Here is a 20,229-nt window from a genome sequence, read left to right on the forward strand (position 1 = left end):
TTCATGAGGGCCGTGTCCGGTTTTCCGGGTTGTCGCCCGACGTGCCGCCTGAGGTGATCCGGCGCTCCCATCAGCTTCGTCAGTTCCTGGCTACACCATCAACAAGAGGTAACCGTGAAATACATCAACCGCATCGCAGCGTCGGCATCGCTCGTGGTAGTCGCTTTCGGTCTCGTAACGTTCACCCAGATCAAGTTCTTTCCGTCGACCGCCGACAACAACCCGGTCGCGCGTGTCGTTCTCAACATCGAGTCCTGGACCAGCTAGTGAAACGGGCGCTCTGGCGGGGGCGTCCCTGGTCGGCCATGCCGAGCGTGGGTCAGGGCCCTTTACCCTTCCAGTAGTCACTGCACCAAGTGCGTTCGCGCCTGGATTCGTCACGTTCAGATAGGCCGTGCCGAGCGTCAGTCCGCCAACCGTATAGCTGGCGCCGACGCTCTGCGCATTGTTCGTCGATATCTGCCCCGGATTGTTCGAGAACGCGTATGTCGCACCGACGCGGAATTCACCAAAATTCGCGCTGTTGAATTGCACTGCATTGTTGAGCCGGAATGCGTTGTCCGTATTGTCGTTGTCGTAGGGATGCTCGAACAAAAAGCCGCCCCAATTGCCATTCGCGGTCAGCGGCGCAAGGTATTCGACCAGCGAATCGTACTGCCGTCCAAATGTCAGCGCGCCAACATCGGCGCGAGCCAGGCCGACATAGGCCTGGCGCCCGAACAGCCGGCCGCCTTCCATTAAATGTCCCGAACTGAGGTCTACGCCGTTTTCCAGCTGAAACACCGTCGTCAGTCCACCGCCAAGATCTTCGAAACCCTTGAGTCCCCAGCGGCTACCCTGTGCCGCACCGCTCATCATTTCCCACAATGCGTGACCACGCACGTTGCTGGTGTAATTTATCCCCTCGTCGGCCAGTCCATACAGCGTGACAGTGCTTTGTGCTCAAGCAGGCGCAAGCGCCATCCCCGCCAGCAATCCGGCAAACATGTGTGTCGTTTTCAATTGATGTCTCGAATGTCGTTACATGTTTCCGTGGCGGACGAACAAGAACGTCCGCGTTAGCGTCACTTTGGGGCTTGTCCGTCACCCAGATACTGCTTCTCGAGGCGGCTGATCGTGCCGTCCTGTTTGAGTCGGGCGAGCGCGGAATCGAGCGCCTGTAGCGTCCGTGTATCGCCCTTGCGCACGCCGATCACGCTGCCTGCAGCGAGAATGGACGGATCTTCGATACGCGGACCGACGAGTTCGAACCGTGCGCCTTGCGGCTTCGCGAGGAAGCCGAGCCGAGCCGCTGAGCCCAGCACAAGTGTGGCGTCGAGCCTGCTGTTGACGAGGTCGGCGTAAATGTTGTCCTGATCCTGATACTCGCGGACAAGGACGCCATGCGCTTCCCAGTTGGTCTTAACGAAGGTCGCTTCAATCGACCCTTGCAGCACGCCCACACGCTTGCCTGCAAGCGAGGCCGTGTCAGGCATGAGGCAACTGTCGCGCGCGGCAACGAGGCGAACGTCCGCCGGATAAATGGGCGGCGTGAAGTCCATCACGGCCCGCCGTGCCGCCGTTGGCGCCATCGCCGCGTTGATCGCATCGAACTTGCGCGCCTGCAAACCGGCTATCAGTCCGTCAAAGCTGCTTTCCACCCATACGCACTTGACATTGGCTGCGGCGCACATCGCGTTACCGATGTCGATGTCGAGGCCAGCGAGATGGCCGTCGGGGAGCTTGTACTCATAGGGTGGATAGCTCGGATCGGTGCCGAAGCGCAAGGTATCGGCAGCGAACACGCCGTTCATCGCGGGCATGGCAGCGGCCGTCACCAACAGCGTACGCGCGAGGCGCGAAAGGCCACGCGCACGCATTTCGGGGTGCTTCATCGAAAACTCCTTCAGCGTGTTGAATTGAACCAGGACTATGTCGCGCAGCGCTCGTGCACGAGCGCCACGAAGAAGCGAACGCCAAGAGGCAGGACGTCGTCGTTAAAATCGAACTCGGGGTGATGGCAATACACGCCACCCTGACCTAGCAGCGCGTACGCGCCGGGCCGTCGCAACAGAAATTCAGAAAAGTCTTCCGACCCATTGAGCGGCGCGAAATCGCGCAGGACGTTTTCTGCGCCGAGTATGTCCGCGGCAACGCTCGCCGCAGCCTCGGCCTGCTTGCGATGATTGATCGTCGCCGGGGAGCTGTTGCGGAATTCGACGGAGATCGAACATTCGCTGACAATGGCGATCCCCTCGCAGATCCCACGAATGCGTGACTTGGCCAGCGAGCGAACGTTTTCGTCGAATGCGCGCAGCGTGCCCGTCAGTTCCGCATGAGCCGGAATCACGTTTGGTGCGCTGCCTGCGTGCACACTGCCGATACTCAGTACAGCCGTCGCGTTGGGTTCGATCGAGCGGCTCACGACGGTCTGTAATGCGCAGATGAGTTGCCCGGCGGCCATCACAGGATCTTTCGTCTTCTCGGGCGCCGAACCATGCCCGCCCACACCGTCTATCCTGATCACGACTTCGTCGCACGAAGCCAGCATCGCGCCGTCGAGCACGCCGAACGTACCAGGGGGGAAATGTGGCGCATTGTGCAACGCGTAGATTTCGTCGTAGGCGAAGCGCGCTTCAAGTCCGTCGGCCAACATTGCATTCGCGCCACCGCCCGTTTCCTCGGCGGGCTGAAACACGAGCACGACTGTCCCAGCGAAATCGCGGTTGCGGCTGAAGTGACGCGCGACGCCAAGCAACATCGCCGTGTGTCCGTCGTGTCCGCATCCATGAAACACGCCTTGCCGTCGCGAACGATGGAGCGGGCGACCTTCCTCTTCCATCGGCAGTGCATCCATGTCGGCGCGCAGCGCGATCGTACGCCCCCTCCCGCGCACCCCATGCACAACGCCGACCACGCCTGTACCGCCAATGCCGGTGTGCGTCTCGATGTCCCAGGCGCGCAGCTTTGCAGCGACGATCTCGCTCGTGCGGTGTTCGTCGAATGCCACTTCGGGGTGAGCATGTATGTCCCGACGCAATGCGACGAGTTCATCGATATCGATGTCGACCGCGTTCATTGCCACTGTTTGCCTCCTTGTATACTCCGGGTTTTCGGCTGTGCCGCAGTTCGCATACTAGAGACCCGTTGGCAGCGGACGATTTCCAATTTCTCATACTCATAGCTAATGCTTATGGAACGAGGAACCCTCAAGACGATGCAGTTGCAAATGCTCGTTGCGATTGCCGAAAACGGCACGCTGATGGCCGCTGCCGATGCACTGAACGTGTCCCAGCCGGCAGTTACGAAGAGCATCAAGGAGCTGGAAGCACGCCTTGGGGTGCAGTTGCTGGAACGCAGCGGTGCAGGCGTGCGTCTCACGCGATACGGCGAAACGCTGTTGCGACGAGCCCGTGCCGTGATCGCAGAAATTGCCAGCGCGGAACGTGAACTCAAAGAGATGAAATCAGGCGTAGAGCGCACGCTGTCGCTCGGTGTCTCACTGCTGGCTTCGTCGATCGCGATGCCCGATGCACTGCGCGCCTTTCGTAAGCGGCTGCCCGATGTCAGGCTGAATGTGTACGAATGCCTCCCCACGCAGATCATCGATGGATTGCGCGACGGCTCTTTCGACCTGTGTGTGGCGTTTGTCGCCGACAGCGATGTAACGGCGGAATACCGTGTGGTGCCGATCAGCGAATCAGCACAGGTTCTGGCCGTGCCGCGCGACGATCCGCTGACGGGCGAAACGCAGCTTGCGAACCTGACGGGCGCGCGCTGGCTGTACAACCATACTCGCGACAGTCTTCCTACCTTCTGGCGCGAGCTGTGCGGAAACAGGGCGCTAGCATTGCCGTCTCACGTGAACGTCTGCACGTCGCAACGGCTCTATGTGCAACTTGCCCAGGAACGCGGGACCATCAGCGTATGGCCTGAATTCCTGCTGGAGGAACAGATCAGGCTCGGACATATGCATCGGCTGGAAACCGATGCCTGTACTTCGCGCCTTACCCTGGGACTCATGTATCGCCGGGATCTCGTATTGAGTACGAGTCTGGAGTATTTCATCGATTGTATCCAGCGCAAACCGGCCGGCGACCTATAGCGCTGCTGCCAGTGCAGGTGGACGGAACCGGTCGAAAATTTCGTCATAACTACCCCGTTGGTCATCTGTTTCACGCTCGCCCATGTTGGACGATGGGCTGATGTTCTCCTGCAAGGAGACATTCAAACGGCGTGGGCATGACGATGAACAATGTCAGCTTCTGGCCGAAAGCACCAATTCGATGGGCGTCGCCGAATCGGATGGGTTTGCAGCAGCCGCTTGCAGTGCGGCACCCGCCATCATCACCGATGCACGGGCCGCTGACGCTTTTCACGAAGTCGGCCAGCGCCTGAATACCGGTTTTGCTCGCTGCATCCGAGCTCGCAGCAGCAATGGATACCATAGTGGTCGCGAAGAGCCGATGACCCGAGACGGTCAGCGCCAGCCGATCTCGAACGCGCGCCCGAGGTTGTGCCGCACGATACTGTCAATACGTGGGCCGCACGCGCTCTGGATCGTGCCGAGCGTCGGATGCACCAACGTCTGGCCACCAGCCGTTTCGCATGCCTGGAGCAGGCGATCGCGCTGAGAGATGACAGTTCCACCGCCGGTGATGAGATCACCCTCAACCAGGAACCCGAACACTTTGAACTGGCGAGGACGCTTGCGAGATCTTCGAACCGCACGTCGCCGCGAAACGGATACGTATGGATCGAAGTCTCCAGAACAGGTGCAGCGGACTACTTCACGCGGTGTCGGTGATGGATCGCTCGCCCCTAATGGACATCGGATTTCCGCGCCAGGCCATCGACGCCGAGCGCGGCAAGGACCGCCTCACGCGTTTTTTCGTCCGGACAAAGCAGGATTACAAGGTCGCCCGACTTCGCCCTGAGCAGCGGCTCGGAAATAAGTTCGGTGACAGCGTCAATGTCATCCACCAGTCCGCAGTGGATGTCCAGTTCCGATTCGATGTCGCCGAGGGCCGAGGCGTCTCTGAGAGTCGTGCCCTGACGAATGATGACGTTGATCGTTTTGCGGCGGTAGGTGCACACGATCAGGTCACCGGTGATGCCTCGCACAACCTTGCTGGTTACTTTCATTTTTTTCTCGACGCCATGAGTGCAGCGGGAAAAGTCGAAACGCGGCAACCGTGTATTTTTCCCGCGTGCATCGAGTGCGTCTGTTGCAAACCGCACATCAGATGGATATGGGTCGAAAGATGCAAATTCAACCAAACTCATCGGCTCACGCGATGCAGTGCGTTGCCTTTGAGAACGCCCTGCTCGCCGCTTGCGATCGGACTTATGCGCACGGCCTTGCTCGCAGCGCTGATGTTCGTCGGTATCGGTTGCGGCTGGTTCCTGTGTCTTGCGATCCCGGCAGGTGATCTGTGGAAATGGTCAGGATCTGGGTCGGTGCAGTGGCACTCGTCGCGATCTATCTGTTCATTTGCACCGCGTCTCTCACACGTTTGTCAGCGCAGCGACGCCGGAGTTGTGACCCGAGGCGTGCCGCTCACGCCTGTTCACGTTGCAACCTACATCGCTTCCGGGGAAAAACTTAAGCGATACAGAAAAAAGGCCAAATTTGTATCAATTCGTAACACTTTCCTTAGTCATATTCAGACAAATACTGCAGTGGTATTCTCCGTGCGCAAATTCTCCCGTGCATCGGTGAGGTCACTCGTTATATGTGTCGTAACTGTGAAATTGCGCACTATTCATGTGCAGATTCCAGAATGAATTGCGCGCGTACCCCAAGCCGCAGCCAGGCCATGCTGTGTGGAGAACTGAATGTTTTTCGATGAGCTAAGCAATGACGAATGGGCGCAACTGTCAGCGCTCGTTTCCGACGAGCCGGCTGTCCGCCTGAACCGACGCGGACGGCCCCGCGCCGAACCCCGTATTGTGGCGAATGCCGTCCTGTGGATCTTGGCAACTGGCGAACCGTGGTCGAAGCTTCCGGGCCGCTATCCGTCAGGCCCTACGTGCCGTCGCCGCTTTGAAGAGTGGCACGCCAGCGGCACGCTGGCCGAGATGATCCGCCTGCTGATGCTCAACGGGCGCACGTTCGCCTACATTCCCGAGCCGACGACGCATGCCGAGCCAAAGCCGACGCCCGTGGCCGAAGCATCGAAGCCGCGCGACGAATTCGCGCGCGGCGTCTACTGGAAGAGCCCCGACACATGGCAATCGGCGTCGCGCGACTCGAGCACCGCGGGCGGTTCGCCGTCGGGCTGGCGCGCGCTTGCGCCGATGGCCGACATCACGCGCCAGCTCGTGGGTTCGGCGGCCGTCGAGACGGGGCCGTGTGCGAACGCAGCGGGCGCTTCCGGTGCCGAGCCCGACAAACGTGAACCGCACGACGACCGAGCGGCACCGGCCAAAACCCAGCACAAGCCGCTGTCGATGAGCTTGACGGTACCGCGCGGTCCGCAGGTTGCGGACGGTCAGGGTTACGTGATTTATGTGGCAGCAGAGCGGGTGCCCAACGATAGGTTTCGCGCGTCGGCAGAGATCCGGAAGGACGGCATGCGCGTCGAGCGTTCAGGCCTGATCGGTCCGCGTTTCGTCGATGCCGACGCCGCGCATCGTTTTGCGCACGACTGGGCGCGTCAGTGGATTGAACGCGAGTGCCGCGCGCAGGAAGCCACGTCAGGACTGCACGCGACTCAAATGGCGCGGATGCTTGCGTATGCGCCGAAAGTCGCGGTCAATGTAAGGCCGGTGGCACGCGCGATGCCCGAACTTACGTCGACGCCCGCGCTCTCCACCTCGAATGCGGCCGCATCCGTCGCGTCGGGCAATCCGCATCGGCCGCAGCATCTGAATGCGATGCCATTGCGCCGCTATCCGTCCGATGTCGCCAAGGACAGTCGGGTGAGAGTTATCGAAAATGATGGCGCTAACGCGCAAACGTTTGCTTCCGTTTGGAGCCGGTCGTTTTAGCATCCGCGCATGGGTTGCACACTGGCTGAAGATCCGGCTCGCCTTGTTGTCTGATCCGCGATGCCTCAGCCGACGTTCAGATTTCGTCCTTCGCGACATCTACTTTGGACCCAAGGCGCCGGCCGGGAAAGAAGCGAACTGGGTACAGACCGTGCCTGACAAGGGCTATCTCATGATCCTGCGCCTCTATAGCCCCAAGGGGGCTTTCTTCAACCAGACCTGGAGGCCCGACGATCTCGAACGCATTGCACAATAGAAAATCGGCGGTGGCCGGTGTACTGCTCACTTCAAACTGATCCAGTGATAGACCACCACCGAAGTTAAAAGCCGACGTTCAAACGACCAACAAACGGCGTATTCGAAGGACTCAATTGTTCGGACCCGGAAATAACGGTTCGGATCGGCGTCACACCCAAGGCCCCGTCAGACGCGCACGACCGAAGTACTCGTAGAGATGCCGGGGTGGATAGTGCCCGCGCCTGCTTCGCCTGGCTTTGTACTTGTTGTGTCCACCCCGTTCGATGCTGCCTCGCCATTGCACTCATTGCGGGCGCAGTCGCGCCAGGCAGCTTACGTTAACGGCCCCGCGCATCTCTGTGGCGACGACGACCGATCGTCTCCCAGAGCTTTTTCGCCTGCGCCTGTGAAAACCGCGGGTGCTCATCCCGTTGAGCTTGAGATTCCCCGTGGGCTGTGTCATCAGGGGCGCCTGTCACTGGACGCCGCCTGAAGATATCAGAGAACTTTCGGACCATAGCAACCTCCGACACGGCAGTTGCGCCGTATTAGCAGTGTACGCCGTTCGTCGGGCCATGCGCGCTCAGCGCTCCCACCGCCGGCGCGCCCCTCTCCTGTCGGTTCGCTCTTGCAGCCATCCTCTTGCAGAGGCCATGCGACGAACGTCCTGCCTCAGTATGCGTGTCACTTTGGCACGTCCGCCTGCCGTCACTCGATCCTTCGCATTGCCTGGTGTCGACCCGTCGCCACTGCTCGTGCTGCCCCCGTCGCAAAGGGCACGTATCAGGGTCCACCTTTCGCTCGACGGGACCAATCACGGGCAGTATGCCGACCATAGCCGACATTGGGAGGGGCTCGGTACTACGTCAGCGATGTGGCAGATTGCTGACGTTAGCGGCATCGGTCCACATCAGGAAGTTCTTCGGACGTGAGCAGCGATATGCCTGTTCCTCAATCAGCGCTTCTATGTACAAGTTGTTCACACTCGCACCGAATCCCGATCCCATCTCGCACTGCCCTATCAGCATCATCTCCACGTAACGTCAATGTTCGGCACTTGAATTGTGTTTGACGGCTATTCCGTCCAAGACTGGTTCGCCCCTCGAGCGACAGGCGCACGCACATGTGGCAATGATTCCGCCCGAACCTGACGATTCTCTTCAAGTCGAGGGTCACAGTCCCGAGCGTTCCAGCATGTCCCACATTCAGTGCACCAAACCTCGCGAACAAAAAATCGTGACTGCTGTAACCGCCAGTCAGCTCCCCGCGAATTAGCTCATGTATCCGCTACGGATACCTACCATCTCAACCACTGGAGAAGATCCATGTCCGCAAAAACCACCGTTAGCACCGCCCTGCTCGCAGGCGCAGTTGCAAGCCTGCTCGCATCGGTTGCTCATGCCGCACCGCTCACGAAGGCAGAAGTGGACGCCGCTGTCGGTGCCCACAAGGAGAAATGTTACGGCGTCGCACTGAAGGGGCAAAACGATTGCGCGGCGGGTCCCGGCACAACCTGCCAGGGCACTTCGACAACCGATTTTCAGGGCAACTCATGGAAGTTCGTCCAGGGCGGCACCTGCACGAGCATCCAGGTGCCGGGCGGCACACACGGCTCGCTCACGCCGACCAAGTCCTGATCGCGCGGCCAACGACGAGAGGAACAGGACGGTCATGAACGATTCCACCAGAACAGCGGGCGCATGCGCTTTCGGCCGTCCTTGCCGCACGAGTCCCGCCATGCCCGGGCTCGTCGGTACCAGTTTCAAGCACGAGCATCTCTCCGCGATCCTCGCGAACGGGCTGAAGGACGGGTTCTTCGAAGTTCACGCCGAGAATTACATGGGCGCGGGTGGCCCGCCGCATCGAGTATTGGCGGCGATCCGCGAGTCGTACCCGCTCTCGCTTCACGGCGTGTGCATGTCGATTGGCGGCCAGGATGCGCTCGACGTTCAACACCTCGCCCGCTTTCGAGGCCTGGTGGATCGCTATGAGCCAGCGTTCGTCTCCGAGCATCTCGCGTGGTCGTCGCATGGAGGGGCATTCTTCAACGACTTGCTGCCCTTGCCGTACACGAGCGATACGCTCGACAGGGTGTGCGACCACATCGACCAGGTTCAGGATTTCATCCGGCATCGAATCCTGCTCGAAAACCCGTCCACGTATGTTGCGTTCGGATCGTCGACCATGAGCGAGCCTGATTTCATTCGCACGGTCGCGCAACGGACCGGGTGCGGTTTGCTGCTGGACGTCAACAACGTCTTTGTCTCTGCGATCAATCACGGCTATTCTGCCCACGCGTATCTTGCGGAGTTTCCACTCGAACACGTGGGAGAAATCCATCTCGCCGGCCATAGCGAGCAGTACGACGACGAAAACGCGCTACTGCTCATCGACAGTCATGACCGTGCCGTCGCCGATCCCGTCTGGAGCCTCTACGGGCAGGTCGTGTCACACATCGGGCCAATCCCGACGCTGATCGAATGGGACAGCAATCTGCCTGCGTGGTCCGAGTTGCAGGCGCAGGCTCTCGCGGCGCGGCGGATCGTCACGGAACGCGCGTTACCCCCACTGGAGGGCGCTCGCCGTGCAGTCTGATCGCCAACATCGCGACTTCGCCGCGGCGTTCGCGTCGGGTTTGACGAACCCGGCGAAGGCAGCACCTGAAGACGTCATTGCCACGGCCGGGAAAGGCGTGGTCAACCGATACAACGTCTATCGCAACAACGTCACAGTGAGCCTCATCGACGCGCTGGCGGCCATCTATCCCGCCGTTCAGCGCATCACGGGTGTTGAGTTCTTCCGCGCGATGGCGCGCTTTCACGTGCGCACCACGCCGCCCATATCGCCGCTGTTGTTCGAGTACGGGCGGGACTTCCCATTGTTCATCCAATCGTACGAGTACGCGCGCGACATGCCCTGGCTTGCCGATACGGCACGCATCGAACGTGCGTGGCTCGATGCGTATCACGCTGCCGACGCAGTCTCGCTGCGTGCCGACACGCTGGCGGCCATCCAGCCCGCGTCGTTGGCGCGGGTCCGTTTCGTACCGCACGCCGCCACGCGAATCGTCCGGTCTCGCTATCCGGCCGTTGCCATCTTCGCGATGAACCGTTCCGACGAACCCGCCTCGCCACTTCGGGCGAGCGATGCGGAAGACGCGCTCATTACGCGTCCCGAACAGGACGTAGTCGTGTCGCGCCTGCCGCCGGGCGGTGCGGCCTTCCTGAGCGCGCTCATCGAAGGCGTGCCGCTGGGTGCCGCAGCGGCGGCAGCCTTCGACGAAACCGATTCATTCGATCTGCCGGCCAATCTTGCGGCGATGATTTCAGCCGGCGTGTTTTCCGGCATTCAACATGGAGCGTAATCAGAATGTCGAGCCAACAACACCCAAGGCGACTTTTCCAGCCATCATCGCGACGCCGATCGTGCGCGCGCGACACCTCGTGGAAAGACTCGCCCAACCCTGGCTAGTGCAATTCGTTCTGCGGATCGCGCTCGCCGTACCGTTCTGGAGATCCGGAATCCTCAAGTGGCATGGCTTCCTCCAGCTCAACGACACGGCGATCGACCTGTTCACCGACGAGTTCAAGTTGCATCTTCCCGGCGGGCCGTATCCATTTCCCGCCCCGGCAGTCTTCGCGTTTCTGTCCGCGTGCGGCGAGGTCACGTTCCCGGTCCTGCTCGTGCTCGGCTTCGGCACACGGTTCGCTGCGGTGGGCATGCTGCTGATGACCTGCATCATCGAACTGACCGTTCCGGACGGCTGGCCGGTCCATATCACCTGGGCCGCAATGGCGCTGGCGATTGCTGCGTGGGGCCCCGGCCATATTTCGATCGACTATCTGCTCGGAGACCGGTCGAGCCGCACATGAAAACGCGAGATCTTGTCGCCTGGCTCGCAAGCGACGTCTCGCCCGTCGAGCGCAACGCGGTTCCGAAGCGGCTCGGCCGTGCGCTGATGCTCGGTCTCATCGGCGATACGGCATTGCTTATCGCACTGTATGGCGTTCGAAGCGATATGCCCGAGCTGATTCTCACGATGATGTTCTGGGTCCGCCTCGCCTTTCCGCTCGCGACCGTCGCCGCCGCCATGAAGCTCGCGGAACGGCTTGGCCGCCCGGGTGCGTCGCCTGGGTTCGCGTGGTTCGCCGCCGCGCTGCCTGTCGTCACGATGCTGCTCGTTACGGGCAGCATTCTTCTGGCTACGCCGCCGGGTTATCGCCTTCAACTGATACTCGGCACGACGTGGCGCACAACGACAGCGAGCGTGATCCTGCTCTCGCTGCCTTCGCTGGCGGCCATGATGCACGCGATGAAAACGCTCGCACCGACCCGTCTCCCACTCGCAGGCGCAGGCGCGGGACTGCTTGCTGGCGCGCAGGGGCTGGTTGTCTACTCGCTGTACTGCTCGGAGATGGCTGTGCCGTTCTGGGGTATCTGGTACGTTCTCGCGACGATCACAACGGCCGTTATCGGCGCTGCCATTGCGCCACGTTATCTGCGCTGGTGATCCAACCCAATCCAATCCAACAATTACGGTCAAGACGCGTAATCAGCCATCGCGGTTTGACTTGCGGATCACGTGGCGGGCGCCGGGGATGTACTTCCTGACCGTCCGTGGGTAAACCTCAGAGGATTTTTAGCGAAGCAGAAGCGGCGCACCGGGATGATCACAGACACGGCGCGAAATCCGCTTCTGTCTTCGGCCAAGGTCTTGCGTGTCCTGATCAGATCGCGTCTAAGGCAATGGTCAGGAAGCTTCTGCTTCGGGACGGACCGTCCGCAGTTCGCTTACAAGATGTCCAGCGGGCTCCATTCCCATGGAGCCGTCGTCGGCCAGCATCTCGATGATTGCTCGCGCCCGATGCGAGACCATGACTGCGTGCATCTTGCGGCCCATATGTGGACTACAGCGTCGGAATCACGCTGGGATACTCAAGGTGGTACTCCACGCGCCTGACACCCGGTACGCCCTCGGCCGCAATGCAGATCGCGCGTTTTTCCTCTTCGGAATCGATCACGCCCCATAGGTGCGCAACGCCGTCCTTGACGAGCACGCCGCGTTTCGACACCCCCAGCGCTGCCCGTACATTTGCAGGACTATCGCGTCGCGCAGGCTTGCATCGTCAGGCGAAACGGAATGCACAGCGGGAGCAGCGCTCGCGAGTGCGCGGATCAGGTTGGAACGACTTACGATTCCCACCAGCGCGCCATCCTTCAGTACTGGCACACGCTTGAGATGCCGGCGCTCCATGAGGTCTGCGATCTGATCCAGCGGCATGTCCTCTGAAATGGAAATCACCTGATCGCACATCACGTCACCGACGACATGCCCGTGCTCCTTCACATACCGCGCGGCCTGCTCGCGGGGCGACGACAGCAGAAATTCAAGCCACCATCGACGCTTCCCATGGCCGGTGCCGTTCTCCACGCGATGTAGCAGATCGCCCTGGCTGACGATGCCGATCACCTTTCCATTTCCATCGACGACCGGCATTCCGCTGATGCGGTTGTCGACGAATAGTCGTGCCGCCTCATGGATGGTCATGTCCGGTGTGGCAGTGATGACGGACGTAGTCATGATGTCGAGTGCGCGCATGATCACTCCTCCAGTGTGTTCGCGACGAGTCCCCATCTGTTGCGCCCGTCGCGCGATTCCCGCAGACGCACCGAGGGCGAAGCACGCGGTGCTGAGGCCACTTCAGGTTCAGGAAGCCGATGCCTTATTTGCGCATTAGTCGCGAGGAGCGCTCATAAGCCCGGTGCCGGCGATTTGCTTACGCGGACCATGCTTGGGCTCTTCGCCGAGCCGACGGCGGTGAGTTCGCTGTCTTGCCCGGCGGGCAGGTTCTGCGCCCAGTACTCTTCTATCTCCCCGACCAGGTCCGGCGGCGGGATGCCGTAATTTTCAGCGACTGCGTCTTCACGGCCCTCGTGCAGAGCCCACCGGAAGAGCGCTAGCGCGGCGCTTGAGCCGGCCTTGTCCCCGGCTTTCAACAAGATAAACACGACGCCCGGAATTGGCCAGGCCCGTTCGCCCGGAGGATTGGTGGCAAGCTGATAGAAATCGTCCTTCCGGCCCCATGCCACTGTTTCCACCGCAGCCCTGAAACTCGAGGCCGATGGCTCGACGTACGCACCGCTTTTATTCTGAACGGTCGCATAGGTAAGGGGCGCGGGACCCGTGTAGGCCAGTTCAACATAGCCGATCGCGCCTTCGATCCGCTTGACGTAGGTGGCGACGATCTGGCTGCTCGTGGCGTTGAGCCCCACGGGCCACTTGACCGTCAGGCCGCTGCCCACCTGCTCGCGCCATTGCGCACTCACTGCGCACAGGTAGTTCGTCCAGTTGAAGGTCGACCCGGACCGATCACTGCGATGCACCACGACGATTTTCAGATCAGGGAGCGCGAGCCCGGGATTAACCGCCTTGATGGCCGGGTCGTTCCATTCCGTGATCTTGCCGAGGTAGATGTCCGCCAGCAGCGCACCCGTCAGGTGCAACTGTCCCGGGGCGATGCCATCGAGGTGGACCACCGGCACGAGACCGCCCGCCGCTACCGGAAACTGGAAGAGCCCGGCTGCGCGCAATTCGTCTGGTTTCAGCGGCATGTCCGAGGCACTAAAACTCACCTTGGCCGCTTTCAGCTGATCAATTCCGTTCCCGGACCCATTCGGAAGAAAGCTCACTTGCCGGCCGGTCTTGTGGAAGTAGGAGGCCGCCCACTTCTGCGCCAGGGGATCGAAGAAGGTCGAGCCGGCGCCCGTGACCGCACCCGCCGCCTGTGCTGCCGGAGCATGACTCGCGACGACGCATATAACCGCGACACAACGTAGCATCTGCCCCAGGTGGCGGGCCGTTTCAGCAAGGAGTGCGGGGATCGAAACAGTTGCGATCCGCTGAAATCTAGTATCCATGGCGGCGACCCTCAAGGAGCTCTGGGCTACGCCTGCCACCCTGCCCAAGGGTTGCGGCACGCCGGCAGGTACAACTTGCACTGTATGCGCTGACTGCATACGAATGAATAGGGTGCCGTTCTTAAAGGATCCTAGGGGATTGCCCTATTCAGTGAGCAGGCATTGCCCCAGCAGGCGTTGCCTCTATTGGCTCTCGGTCCACTGAATCGCAAAGCGCATCAACTCCTTGCCGCTGCGGATATTGAGCTTTTCCTTGATGTTGGCCTTGTGCGCCTCGATGGTCTTTACGCTGCGATTTAGTTTCTCGGCGATTTCGCGCGTGCTGAAGCCGAGTCCAATCAGGTGCAGGACCGCGAACTCGCGCTCTGAAAGGTTCCCAATTGAACCCTCCGGCTTCTTGTGCTGTACGGTAAGCGCTCGCGCGAGCTTTTCATGCATGGCGGTGCTCAGATAGATACTGCCTGCCAGCACTTCGCGAATGGCGCTCACCACGTGCTCTGTGGCCTCGAGTTTCATCAGGTATCCGTTTGCTCCCGACCGTAGTGCGCGTTCGGCAAAGAGGCCTTCGTCGTGCATACTGAGGACGAGGATAGCCAGATCCGGGTAGCGATGGCGAAGCGTCCTGACCAGATCCAGGCCGAAATCCGATTGCAGGCTGATGTCCACAATGGCCATGTCGGGATGGCAGGACATCGCCGCCAGCGCTTCTTCGACGCTGCCGGCCGTACAGCACACATGCAGATCCCCCTGCAAATTCAGCAGATGCGCCATCCCTTCGCGGATGATGGGATGATCATCCACAATCAGGATTTGAGTCGCACGGCCTGGGCTAACGGTTTTCTCTTGCACAGCCCGGGCCCTCCGGTAGCGGATAACTGATGGCGACCGTGGTGCCTCCGAAAGCATTGCGGCTCACGCTGCAAGAGCCGCCCAGAAGGCTTGCGCGGTGACGAAGGTTGTGAAGTCCTAATCCCGAGGCACGTTCCATTTCCTCCTGGCCGACGCCCGTTCCGTCGTCACTGACGGAGAGCGTCCGCATGCCGTCTGCCTGCTCAAGTGCGATCCAGATGCGGCGGCAGTGGCTATATTTCAGCGCGTTGTTGACGGCTTCCTGTGCCGCACGGTAGAGGTTGATCTGGATCAGCGGGTCCGGCATGTCCACGTCAGGCGCAATCCGCAGCGTGCAATCGATCCCATTGAGCGTGCGAGCTGTTTCGGCCAGCGCTTGCAGTGCGACCGCGAGGCCACCATATTCCATGGCGACCGGGTCAAGGCCATGGGCAATTCGGCGGGTCATCAAGGACGCCTGCTTAACCAATCCTACGATAGTCGTGGCGTCGGCGGCGGCCGGGTGACCCTCGGTTTGCAGTTTCTGATGGAGGGCGGCACAGTACAGACCCAGGCTGGTCAACTGTTGTCCAAGTCCGTCATGCAGTTCCCGGCCGATCCGTCTTTGCTCCTGATCGCCAATATGGATCAACTCGCCTTCCAACAGACGGCGTCGACCCATCTCCGCCTTTAACTCCTGGTTTGTTATTTCCAGATCTTCGGTTCGTGCCTGGACGCGCCGTTCCAATTCGATGTGGGCTTCCTGCAGCTGACTATAGGTACGGTGCTCACGCGCTCGTGCGGCCACAAGCAGCAGTCCCGTTGCCGCCACGACGTTCGTGAAGGCGCACCACCTCACGAGACTATCCACAGGAGACTCGGCGGCGAATGGACCCGTGCCATGCGTGGTACCCCAGATCGCCACGACTGAAACCGTCAATGTGGCGATGCTTGTGACATGGCGATCGAAGCGCAAAGCCGCCCAGATGATAAACGGAAAGATTGCCAGGGCGGCAGGATAATAGCCGTGCCCGGCAAGCTGCGGCGCGCCGAAGATAAGGTAACTCACCCAGAAGGTCGTAAGCATCAGTCCGCACATTTCTACGGTCTGCCGCATGGAGCGCACAGGGTTCGAATACGTGAGGATGCTGAACAGGGGCGGTGCCACGACGAGCACCCCCATCATGTCACCGAGCCACCATTTCAGAAACGCTGTGCCGTACTCGGCGACGGGCATCAGGCCTCCTGCAAGCACGGCGGTCGCGCCAATCAGCGCACTGACCGCCGTGCTCATCACTGCAGCGAGGCCAATGAATGCCACCACGTCATTGGTACTTTCAAGCGCGATTCGGAATCGGGCCGCGCGGTCTAACAATATGGCCGCCGTCAAGGCTGCGACCATCGCGCCTACGCCAATCATCGCGGCCACAGCGACAGGCACGCCCACCGAAAGGTTGGCAAGAAAGGAGCCAATGGCTATTCCCGGGGCAACTGCGAAGCCCAGAGCGAGCAGCGCAACAAGAGCGATGCCGCTGGAAGGCCATACCAGAGAAATTGCGCCGCCCACAACCGCATAGGCAAGCCCAATCTTTGCGCCTGCGAAATATGCCGATGCAACTAGCACGGTACGCAGAAAAAGGCCGAACCTGGATTGGACCCGAATGGTAACCATTGGTCGCTTTAAACACTGGGGGCAGATTTCTGCGGGTCGCAAGGCGTTTTGTCATCAGCCCAGGACCATTGCGCCACAGCGCTTGTCTTCGGCTGACGTCATGATTGTGATGGTAGCCACCACGTTAATCAACCATTACAGAGCGCTTCACACGCCTTCAGTATGACGAAAACGGGGACGATCGTGCATGTCTGACTGGTCCTTATAGCAGTTGCGCAGATTAAAAATGAGCGGCATTTCAGTACAAGATCTCGCGCGTTCGAAATCTGGTTTTTGAGAGATTGCGCGAATGTCTGCAACCGGACCTCGCCCACTAAATCACCACGTCAAAGGTTCAGCTAGCCACATGGCTCGTCCCCTTATCCACGCGTCATTGTGCGAAAATCCGATAACGCTTCTATCGGACAGGTGACAGCCATGGATCAGCCCGGCATCAACCTCACTAAGCCGATCCTTTTTGCCGACTCGACCATGTGGTTCTCGGCGTATGGTTTTGGCTGGGGATATTGCGCCTTTGCGCTACCAGCCGAAGCGGTGTGCGAAAAACTCGGTGCTGCGAATGAGACTCCGAAACAATTGATGCTCGCCTTCGAACTAGGCAAGCGGCGACTTTTGCAGGCAGTAGAGCAGAAAACGTTGCCGGCCAATGGCGAACGGATAATGCTATCGGACGCTGATTTTTAGCGTACAGCCGATGCACCCTTGTGTTGCGCTATTACCAGAGTGGATGCGCCACAATCCCAACTGTCCTTGACCAATTTCGACTCAGGTTTTGCCCCCCCCCCGAGGATCGTGATTGCCGCCACACGACTGAGCTGACCTGACGTTTGAGTGTCCACAGAAGCGCTCAAGCGAATGGCTGAAAGTGGCTGAAAGTGGCCGAACCTTGCCAACCAATCCGTTCGAATCCAAACACCACCGTTTTCGACCATTATCATGCTGCAACGCAAATTACGGCCGCTGAACCGCCGAAACCCGCGAAGCGAATGCTGCGTGCCGCCCGGCCCAACCGACCATCCTCTATCCGCGACACCGTCCATCACACCAGACATCTCCCCCGGGATCGCAACAGCACGCAAAACACAGCCGCATTTTGCACTGGTATCCTTCCCCCATCCCATTGATGCTGTGCCCGTCCCTCGCGACTCCACGCTACGCAAGGCGCTTCAATCGCAATCCGGTCACAGCATGACCCTCTTCTGAATCGCATGGATTGCATGGAGTATCGCCATGCTACGAACGTTCACACAGCTCTGTCAGCCGGCCAACAGGGCTCTGCTCGTCGCTGCCGATGAAGGGCACGCAACGCTTACCGGCAGCGGCACCTACGCGATGCCGTGGCACTGGCACGACTGCCTGATGTTCATCCTGCCTGGCCAGGGCGCCGTCGAGCTTCGCCACGAAGACCGGCGTGCGGGCACCTGGCTGTCTCAGGATCGCTTCGCGGTCGTACCGTCAGGGCGCGCCCATCAGACCCGCGCCGGATGCGCAACTCACACTCACGTGGCCGTCTATGTGACGGGCGACGCGCTGCACAAGCTCGATACCGGCGTCGGCTCGCTCAGCGAATTCCACCGGCGCACCCGCACGCCGATTCTCGTGCGAAGGACGGCCGCGATCCGCGCGCTGCAGGAGCTTTCGCAGCGCAACGACATGAGTAGCTATGGCAGCGCGGCAACCCGCCAGGCCTTGTCATCGGCCCTGCTGATGCAGTGTATCGGCGAGGTCATCACCGGGAAGACGGAACTGGGGACATCGCCGCGCGAACACGGCATGGCGCTGGTCGCCGACATCGAAGCCTTCGTAGCCCACCACGCCGACCAGGAGATTCCCCTCGACATGCTGGAAGAGCGTTTTGGCGTATCCCGGCGTCACATCACGCGTCTGTTCCGCGAACGCACCGGAGTCTCGATCGGCGAGTTCCAGCAGCGCACGCGTTACGACAATGCCTGCCGCCTGCTCGCTGAAACGGACCTGCCGATCGGCGAGGTGGCGTTCCGCGTCGGCTTCGAAAGCGGCGCCGCCCTCGCGCGTGCGATGCGCCGCGTCGGCGGCCACTCGCCTTCCGGTCTGCGAGCAAAGATGGCCCGTTCGGTCAAAACGTAGGGCCCGTTGGAACGCGCGGCGCGGCGCCGCTCCCCGTAATCTGACCGGACAGGAACACATCCCCCGGTCAGCGGGGCTCACGCCGCCATGTCTTTGCGCCCTCAAGTCGAACTCGTCAGCGTGTTTGCCGCCGGTCCCGGCGGCGGCAACCCGGCGCCCATCGTGATCGACGCCGCCGGTATGTCTGACGCGGAAATGCAGGCCGTCGCGCGGCACTACGGCCACGAAAGCGGCTTCGTCCTGCCCGCCGCGCCCGGCTCCAAATGCGATTACGAATTCCGCTTCTGGGTCCCAAACCACGAGATGTCGATGTGCGGCCACGCCACCGTCGGCGCAGTCTGGCTGCTCCATCAAGCCGGACGCCTGCAGCGCGACCGGCTGACCCTTCAGACGCGCAGCGGCCAGGTCGCTGTCCGCATCACCGGATGCACGGATCAGGGCGCTGCCGTCGAAATCTCTCAGCCCATGGGCCGCGTCGAGCCGCTGCCGCAGGATAGCCAAGGCGAGATCCTCGACGCGCTCGGCATCGGTGACGCGCAACTCGCGCCCTTGCCGATCCAGAACGCCTGCACCAGCCGGGTCAAGACGCTGATTCCGCTCAGCAGCCCCGCCGTTCTCGACGCCCTTCAGCCGCGCTTCGACAGAATCGAAGCCGTGTGCGAGCGCATCGGCTCCACCGGCCTTTACCCTTACGCGACTTTCGATGCCGGTCGGCAGATCTTCGATGCCCGGCAGTTCCCGCGCGCTTCAGGCTATCCGGAAGACGCAGCCACCGGGATCGCAGCCTCCGCGCTGTCGTTCGGCCTGCTCGCCAATGGCATGGTGGAAGCGTCCACGCGGACCATCACGATCCGCCAGGGACGCGCGATGAGACGCCCGTCGCAAATCTCGGTGCGTTTCAGCGTCGAGTCCGGTCACGTGGACGGCTGCTGGCTCGGCGGACCCGTCTGCTTTGAAACACGCATTGGGACTCCATCATGACGATCGATATCACGGACCGGCTTGGGCAACTGGGCATGACACTGCCACCCGCGCCATCGCCACGAGGCGCCTACACGGGTGTGGTGATCCATCACGACATCGCTTACGTCAGCGGCCAGGTCAGCCGCGTCGGCGAACAGGTGATCGCTGGCCCCGTCGATCACACGACGCCGCCCGAGGTAATCCGGCACGCCGCACACACTTGCGTGCTGCGTGCGTTGAGCGCGCTCGCGGCAGCGCTGCCACCCGCGACGACGGTCGAGCGCATTCTCTTTCTGCGCGGCTTCGTCAACGCCGTGCCCGACTTCGTGAACCACAGCCAGGTGCTGGACGAAGCCTCGTCGCTGCTGCACGAAATCTTTGGCGAAATGGGCCGGCACGCGAGATCGGCAATCGGCGTTGCCAGCCTGCCTGGCGGTGGGCTGCTCGAAATCGAACTCACTGTTTCGCTAACGCACGAAGCCGATCGACATCAGCCAGACGCAACGCCACAACACGACGCCAGATAGCCCAGC

At 61.0% G+C, this 20,229-nt stretch carries 20 protein-coding genes and 2 pseudogenes; 12 read left to right on the top strand and 10 right to left on the bottom strand.

Annotated features, from left to right (window positions below):
- Positions 1–345 precede the first annotated feature (345 nt).
- The 3 genes and pseudogenes from H1204_RS41975 to H1204_RS41985 form a co-directional block, all read right to left on the bottom strand.
- Positions 346–987, bottom strand: a pseudogene (locus H1204_RS41975) (porin); the annotation flags it as partial.
- Positions 988–1,064: 77 nt separating this feature from the next.
- The gene (locus H1204_RS41980) at positions 1,065–1,874 is read right to left on the bottom strand and encodes a transporter substrate-binding domain-containing protein (RefSeq protein WP_243469084.1); all 810 of its coding nucleotides are present in this window, start codon (positions 1,872–1,874) and stop codon (positions 1,065–1,067) included.
- A 35-nt stretch (positions 1,875–1,909) separates the two neighbouring features.
- Positions 1,910–3,058, bottom strand: coding sequence for an amidohydrolase (locus H1204_RS41985; RefSeq protein WP_180736286.1), 1,149 nt, complete (start codon positions 3,056–3,058; stop codon positions 1,910–1,912).
- A gap of 150 nt (positions 3,059–3,208) precedes the next feature.
- Between H1204_RS41985 and H1204_RS41990 the strand changes: the two genes are divergently transcribed.
- Positions 3,209–4,084, top strand: coding sequence for a LysR family transcriptional regulator (locus H1204_RS41990; RefSeq protein WP_274608301.1), 876 nt, complete (start codon positions 3,209–3,211; stop codon positions 4,082–4,084).
- A gap of 70 nt (positions 4,085–4,154) precedes the next feature.
- Here H1204_RS41990 and H1204_RS41995 read toward each other — a convergent pair whose 3' ends face one another.
- Genes H1204_RS41995 through H1204_RS42005 form a run of 3 tightly spaced genes read right to left on the bottom strand, consistent with a single transcriptional unit; the run spans position 4,155 to position 5,265 of the window.
- Complete coding sequence (locus H1204_RS41995; RefSeq protein WP_180735998.1) at positions 4,155–4,427, bottom strand: hypothetical protein; 273 nt, start codon at positions 4,425–4,427, stop codon at positions 4,155–4,157.
- 32 nt (positions 4,428–4,459) lie between these two features.
- Positions 4,460–4,816: a DNA circularization N-terminal domain-containing protein gene (locus H1204_RS52795; protein ID WP_274608302.1), complete on the bottom strand. Its 357-nt coding sequence runs from the start codon at positions 4,814–4,816 to the stop codon at positions 4,460–4,462.
- Complete coding sequence (locus H1204_RS42005; protein ID WP_180736000.1) at positions 4,801–5,265, bottom strand: hypothetical protein; 465 nt, start codon at positions 5,263–5,265, stop codon at positions 4,801–4,803. Before H1204_RS42005 ends, H1204_RS52795 begins: the two co-directional genes overlap by 16 nt.
- 552 nt (positions 5,266–5,817) lie before the next feature.
- On the opposite strand from H1204_RS42005, the gene H1204_RS42010 reads away from it, so the two are divergent.
- From H1204_RS42010 to H1204_RS42040, 7 genes are all read left to right on the top strand, one after another.
- The gene (locus H1204_RS42010; protein WP_243469086.1) at positions 5,818–6,972 is read left to right on the top strand and encodes a transposase; all 1,155 of its coding nucleotides are present in this window, start codon (positions 5,818–5,820) and stop codon (positions 6,970–6,972) included.
- The gene (locus H1204_RS53080; protein WP_346015807.1) at positions 6,923–7,228 is read left to right on the top strand and encodes a DUF1214 domain-containing protein; all 306 of its coding nucleotides are present in this window, start codon (positions 6,923–6,925) and stop codon (positions 7,226–7,228) included. Before H1204_RS42010 ends, H1204_RS53080 begins: the two co-directional genes overlap by 50 nt.
- 1,306 nt (positions 7,229–8,534) lie before the next feature.
- Complete coding sequence (locus H1204_RS42020) at positions 8,535–8,846, top strand: DUF2282 domain-containing protein (RefSeq protein WP_180736002.1); 312 nt, start codon at positions 8,535–8,537, stop codon at positions 8,844–8,846.
- Between the two features lie 100 nt (positions 8,847–8,946).
- The gene (locus tag H1204_RS42025) at positions 8,947–9,804 is read left to right on the top strand and encodes a DUF692 domain-containing protein (protein WP_243469131.1); all 858 of its coding nucleotides are present in this window, start codon (positions 8,947–8,949) and stop codon (positions 9,802–9,804) included.
- The gene (locus H1204_RS42030) at positions 9,794–10,573 is read left to right on the top strand and encodes a DNA-binding domain-containing protein (protein WP_180736004.1); all 780 of its coding nucleotides are present in this window, start codon (positions 9,794–9,796) and stop codon (positions 10,571–10,573) included. The genes H1204_RS42025 and H1204_RS42030 overlap by 11 nt, the downstream gene beginning before the upstream one ends.
- On the top strand, positions 10,563–11,081 hold the full coding sequence (locus tag H1204_RS42035) for a DoxX family protein (RefSeq protein WP_180736005.1): 519 nt from the start codon (positions 10,563–10,565) through the stop codon (positions 11,079–11,081). Before H1204_RS42030 ends, H1204_RS42035 begins: the two co-directional genes overlap by 11 nt.
- Positions 11,078–11,719 (top strand): DUF1109 domain-containing protein, encoded by a 642-nt coding sequence (locus H1204_RS42040; RefSeq protein WP_180736006.1) that lies wholly within the window; start codon positions 11,078–11,080, stop codon positions 11,717–11,719. The genes H1204_RS42035 and H1204_RS42040 overlap by 4 nt, the downstream gene beginning before the upstream one ends.
- A 397-nt stretch (positions 11,720–12,116) precedes the next feature.
- Here H1204_RS42040 and H1204_RS42045 read toward each other — a convergent pair.
- The 4 genes and pseudogenes from H1204_RS42045 to H1204_RS42060 form a co-directional block, all read right to left on the bottom strand.
- A pseudogene (locus tag H1204_RS42045) lies at positions 12,117–12,808 on the bottom strand (CBS domain-containing protein).
- A gap of 152 nt (positions 12,809–12,960) precedes the next feature.
- Positions 12,961–14,127, bottom strand: a complete 1,167-nt coding sequence (gene pstS / locus H1204_RS42050) for a phosphate ABC transporter substrate-binding protein PstS (RefSeq protein WP_243469087.1) — start codon at positions 14,125–14,127, stop codon at positions 12,961–12,963.
- Between the two features lie 183 nt (positions 14,128–14,310).
- A complete protein-coding gene (locus H1204_RS42055) occupies positions 14,311–14,934 on the bottom strand; it encodes a response regulator transcription factor (RefSeq protein ID WP_274608303.1) in 624 nt (207 codons plus the stop codon).
- A 22-nt stretch (positions 14,935–14,956) separates the two neighbouring features.
- Complete coding sequence (locus H1204_RS42060) at positions 14,957–16,627, bottom strand: MASE1 domain-containing protein (RefSeq protein WP_180736008.1); 1,671 nt, start codon at positions 16,625–16,627, stop codon at positions 14,957–14,959.
- Between the two features lie 417 nt (positions 16,628–17,044).
- Between H1204_RS42060 and H1204_RS42065 the strand changes: the two genes are divergently transcribed.
- From H1204_RS42065 to H1204_RS42080, 4 genes are all read left to right on the top strand, one after another.
- A complete protein-coding gene (locus H1204_RS42065; protein ID WP_180736009.1) occupies positions 17,045–17,311 on the top strand; it encodes a hypothetical protein in 267 nt (88 codons plus the stop codon).
- 675 nt (positions 17,312–17,986) lie between these two features.
- Entirely contained in the window at positions 17,987–18,733 is a 747-nt protein-coding gene (locus H1204_RS42070) for an AraC family transcriptional regulator (protein ID WP_180736010.1), read from the top strand.
- 87 nt (positions 18,734–18,820) lie between these two features.
- Positions 18,821–19,714, top strand: coding sequence for a PhzF family phenazine biosynthesis protein (locus H1204_RS42075; RefSeq protein WP_180736011.1), 894 nt, complete (start codon positions 18,821–18,823; stop codon positions 19,712–19,714).
- Complete coding sequence (locus H1204_RS42080; RefSeq protein ID WP_180736012.1) at positions 19,711–20,223, top strand: RidA family protein; 513 nt, start codon at positions 19,711–19,713, stop codon at positions 20,221–20,223. Before H1204_RS42075 ends, H1204_RS42080 begins: the two co-directional genes overlap by 4 nt.
- Positions 20,224–20,229 lie beyond the last annotated feature (6 nt).

Origin of the sequence: Paraburkholderia sp. PGU19 (assembly GCF_013426915.1) — a bacterium.
GTDB lineage: Bacteria > Pseudomonadota > Gammaproteobacteria > Burkholderiales > Burkholderiaceae > Paraburkholderia.

Bases quoted from the DNA above. Each gene is read 5' to 3' on its own strand.
- H1204_RS41980 (WP_243469084.1), bottom strand. From the start codon at position 1,874: ATGAAGCACCCCGAAATGCGTGCGCGTGGCCTTTCGCGCCTCGCGCGT.
- H1204_RS41985 (WP_180736286.1), bottom strand. From the start codon at position 3,058: ATGAACGCGGTCGACATCGATATCGATGAACTCGTCGCATTGCGTCGG.
- H1204_RS41990 (WP_274608301.1), top strand. From the start codon at position 3,209: ATGCTCGTTGCGATTGCCGAAAACGGCACGCTGATGGCCGCTGCCGAT.
- H1204_RS41995 (WP_180735998.1), bottom strand. From the start codon at position 4,427: ATGGTATCCATTGCTGCTGCGAGCTCGGATGCAGCGAGCAAAACCGGT.
- H1204_RS42005 (WP_180736000.1), bottom strand. From the start codon at position 5,265: ATGAGTTTGGTTGAATTTGCATCTTTCGACCCATATCCATCTGATGTG.
- H1204_RS42010 (WP_243469086.1), top strand. From the start codon at position 5,818: ATGTTTTTCGATGAGCTAAGCAATGACGAATGGGCGCAACTGTCAGCG.
- H1204_RS53080 (WP_346015807.1), top strand. From the start codon at position 6,923: ATGGCGCTAACGCGCAAACGTTTGCTTCCGTTTGGAGCCGGTCGTTTT.
- H1204_RS42020 (WP_180736002.1), top strand. From the start codon at position 8,535: ATGTCCGCAAAAACCACCGTTAGCACCGCCCTGCTCGCAGGCGCAGTT.
- H1204_RS42025 (WP_243469131.1), top strand. From the start codon at position 8,947: ATGCCCGGGCTCGTCGGTACCAGTTTCAAGCACGAGCATCTCTCCGCG.
- H1204_RS42035 (WP_180736005.1), top strand. From the start codon at position 10,563: ATGGAGCGTAATCAGAATGTCGAGCCAACAACACCCAAGGCGACTTTT.
- H1204_RS42040 (WP_180736006.1), top strand. From the start codon at position 11,078: ATGAAAACGCGAGATCTTGTCGCCTGGCTCGCAAGCGACGTCTCGCCC.
- pstS (WP_243469087.1), bottom strand. From the start codon at position 14,127: ATGGATACTAGATTTCAGCGGATCGCAACTGTTTCGATCCCCGCACTC.
- H1204_RS42060 (WP_180736008.1), bottom strand. From the start codon at position 16,627: ATGGTTACCATTCGGGTCCAATCCAGGTTCGGCCTTTTTCTGCGTACC.
- H1204_RS42065 (WP_180736009.1), top strand. From the start codon at position 17,045: ATGGATCAGCCCGGCATCAACCTCACTAAGCCGATCCTTTTTGCCGAC.
- H1204_RS42070 (WP_180736010.1), top strand. From the start codon at position 17,987: ATGTTCATCCTGCCTGGCCAGGGCGCCGTCGAGCTTCGCCACGAAGAC.
- H1204_RS42075 (WP_180736011.1), top strand. From the start codon at position 18,821: ATGTCTTTGCGCCCTCAAGTCGAACTCGTCAGCGTGTTTGCCGCCGGT.
- H1204_RS42080 (WP_180736012.1), top strand. From the start codon at position 19,711: ATGACGATCGATATCACGGACCGGCTTGGGCAACTGGGCATGACACTG.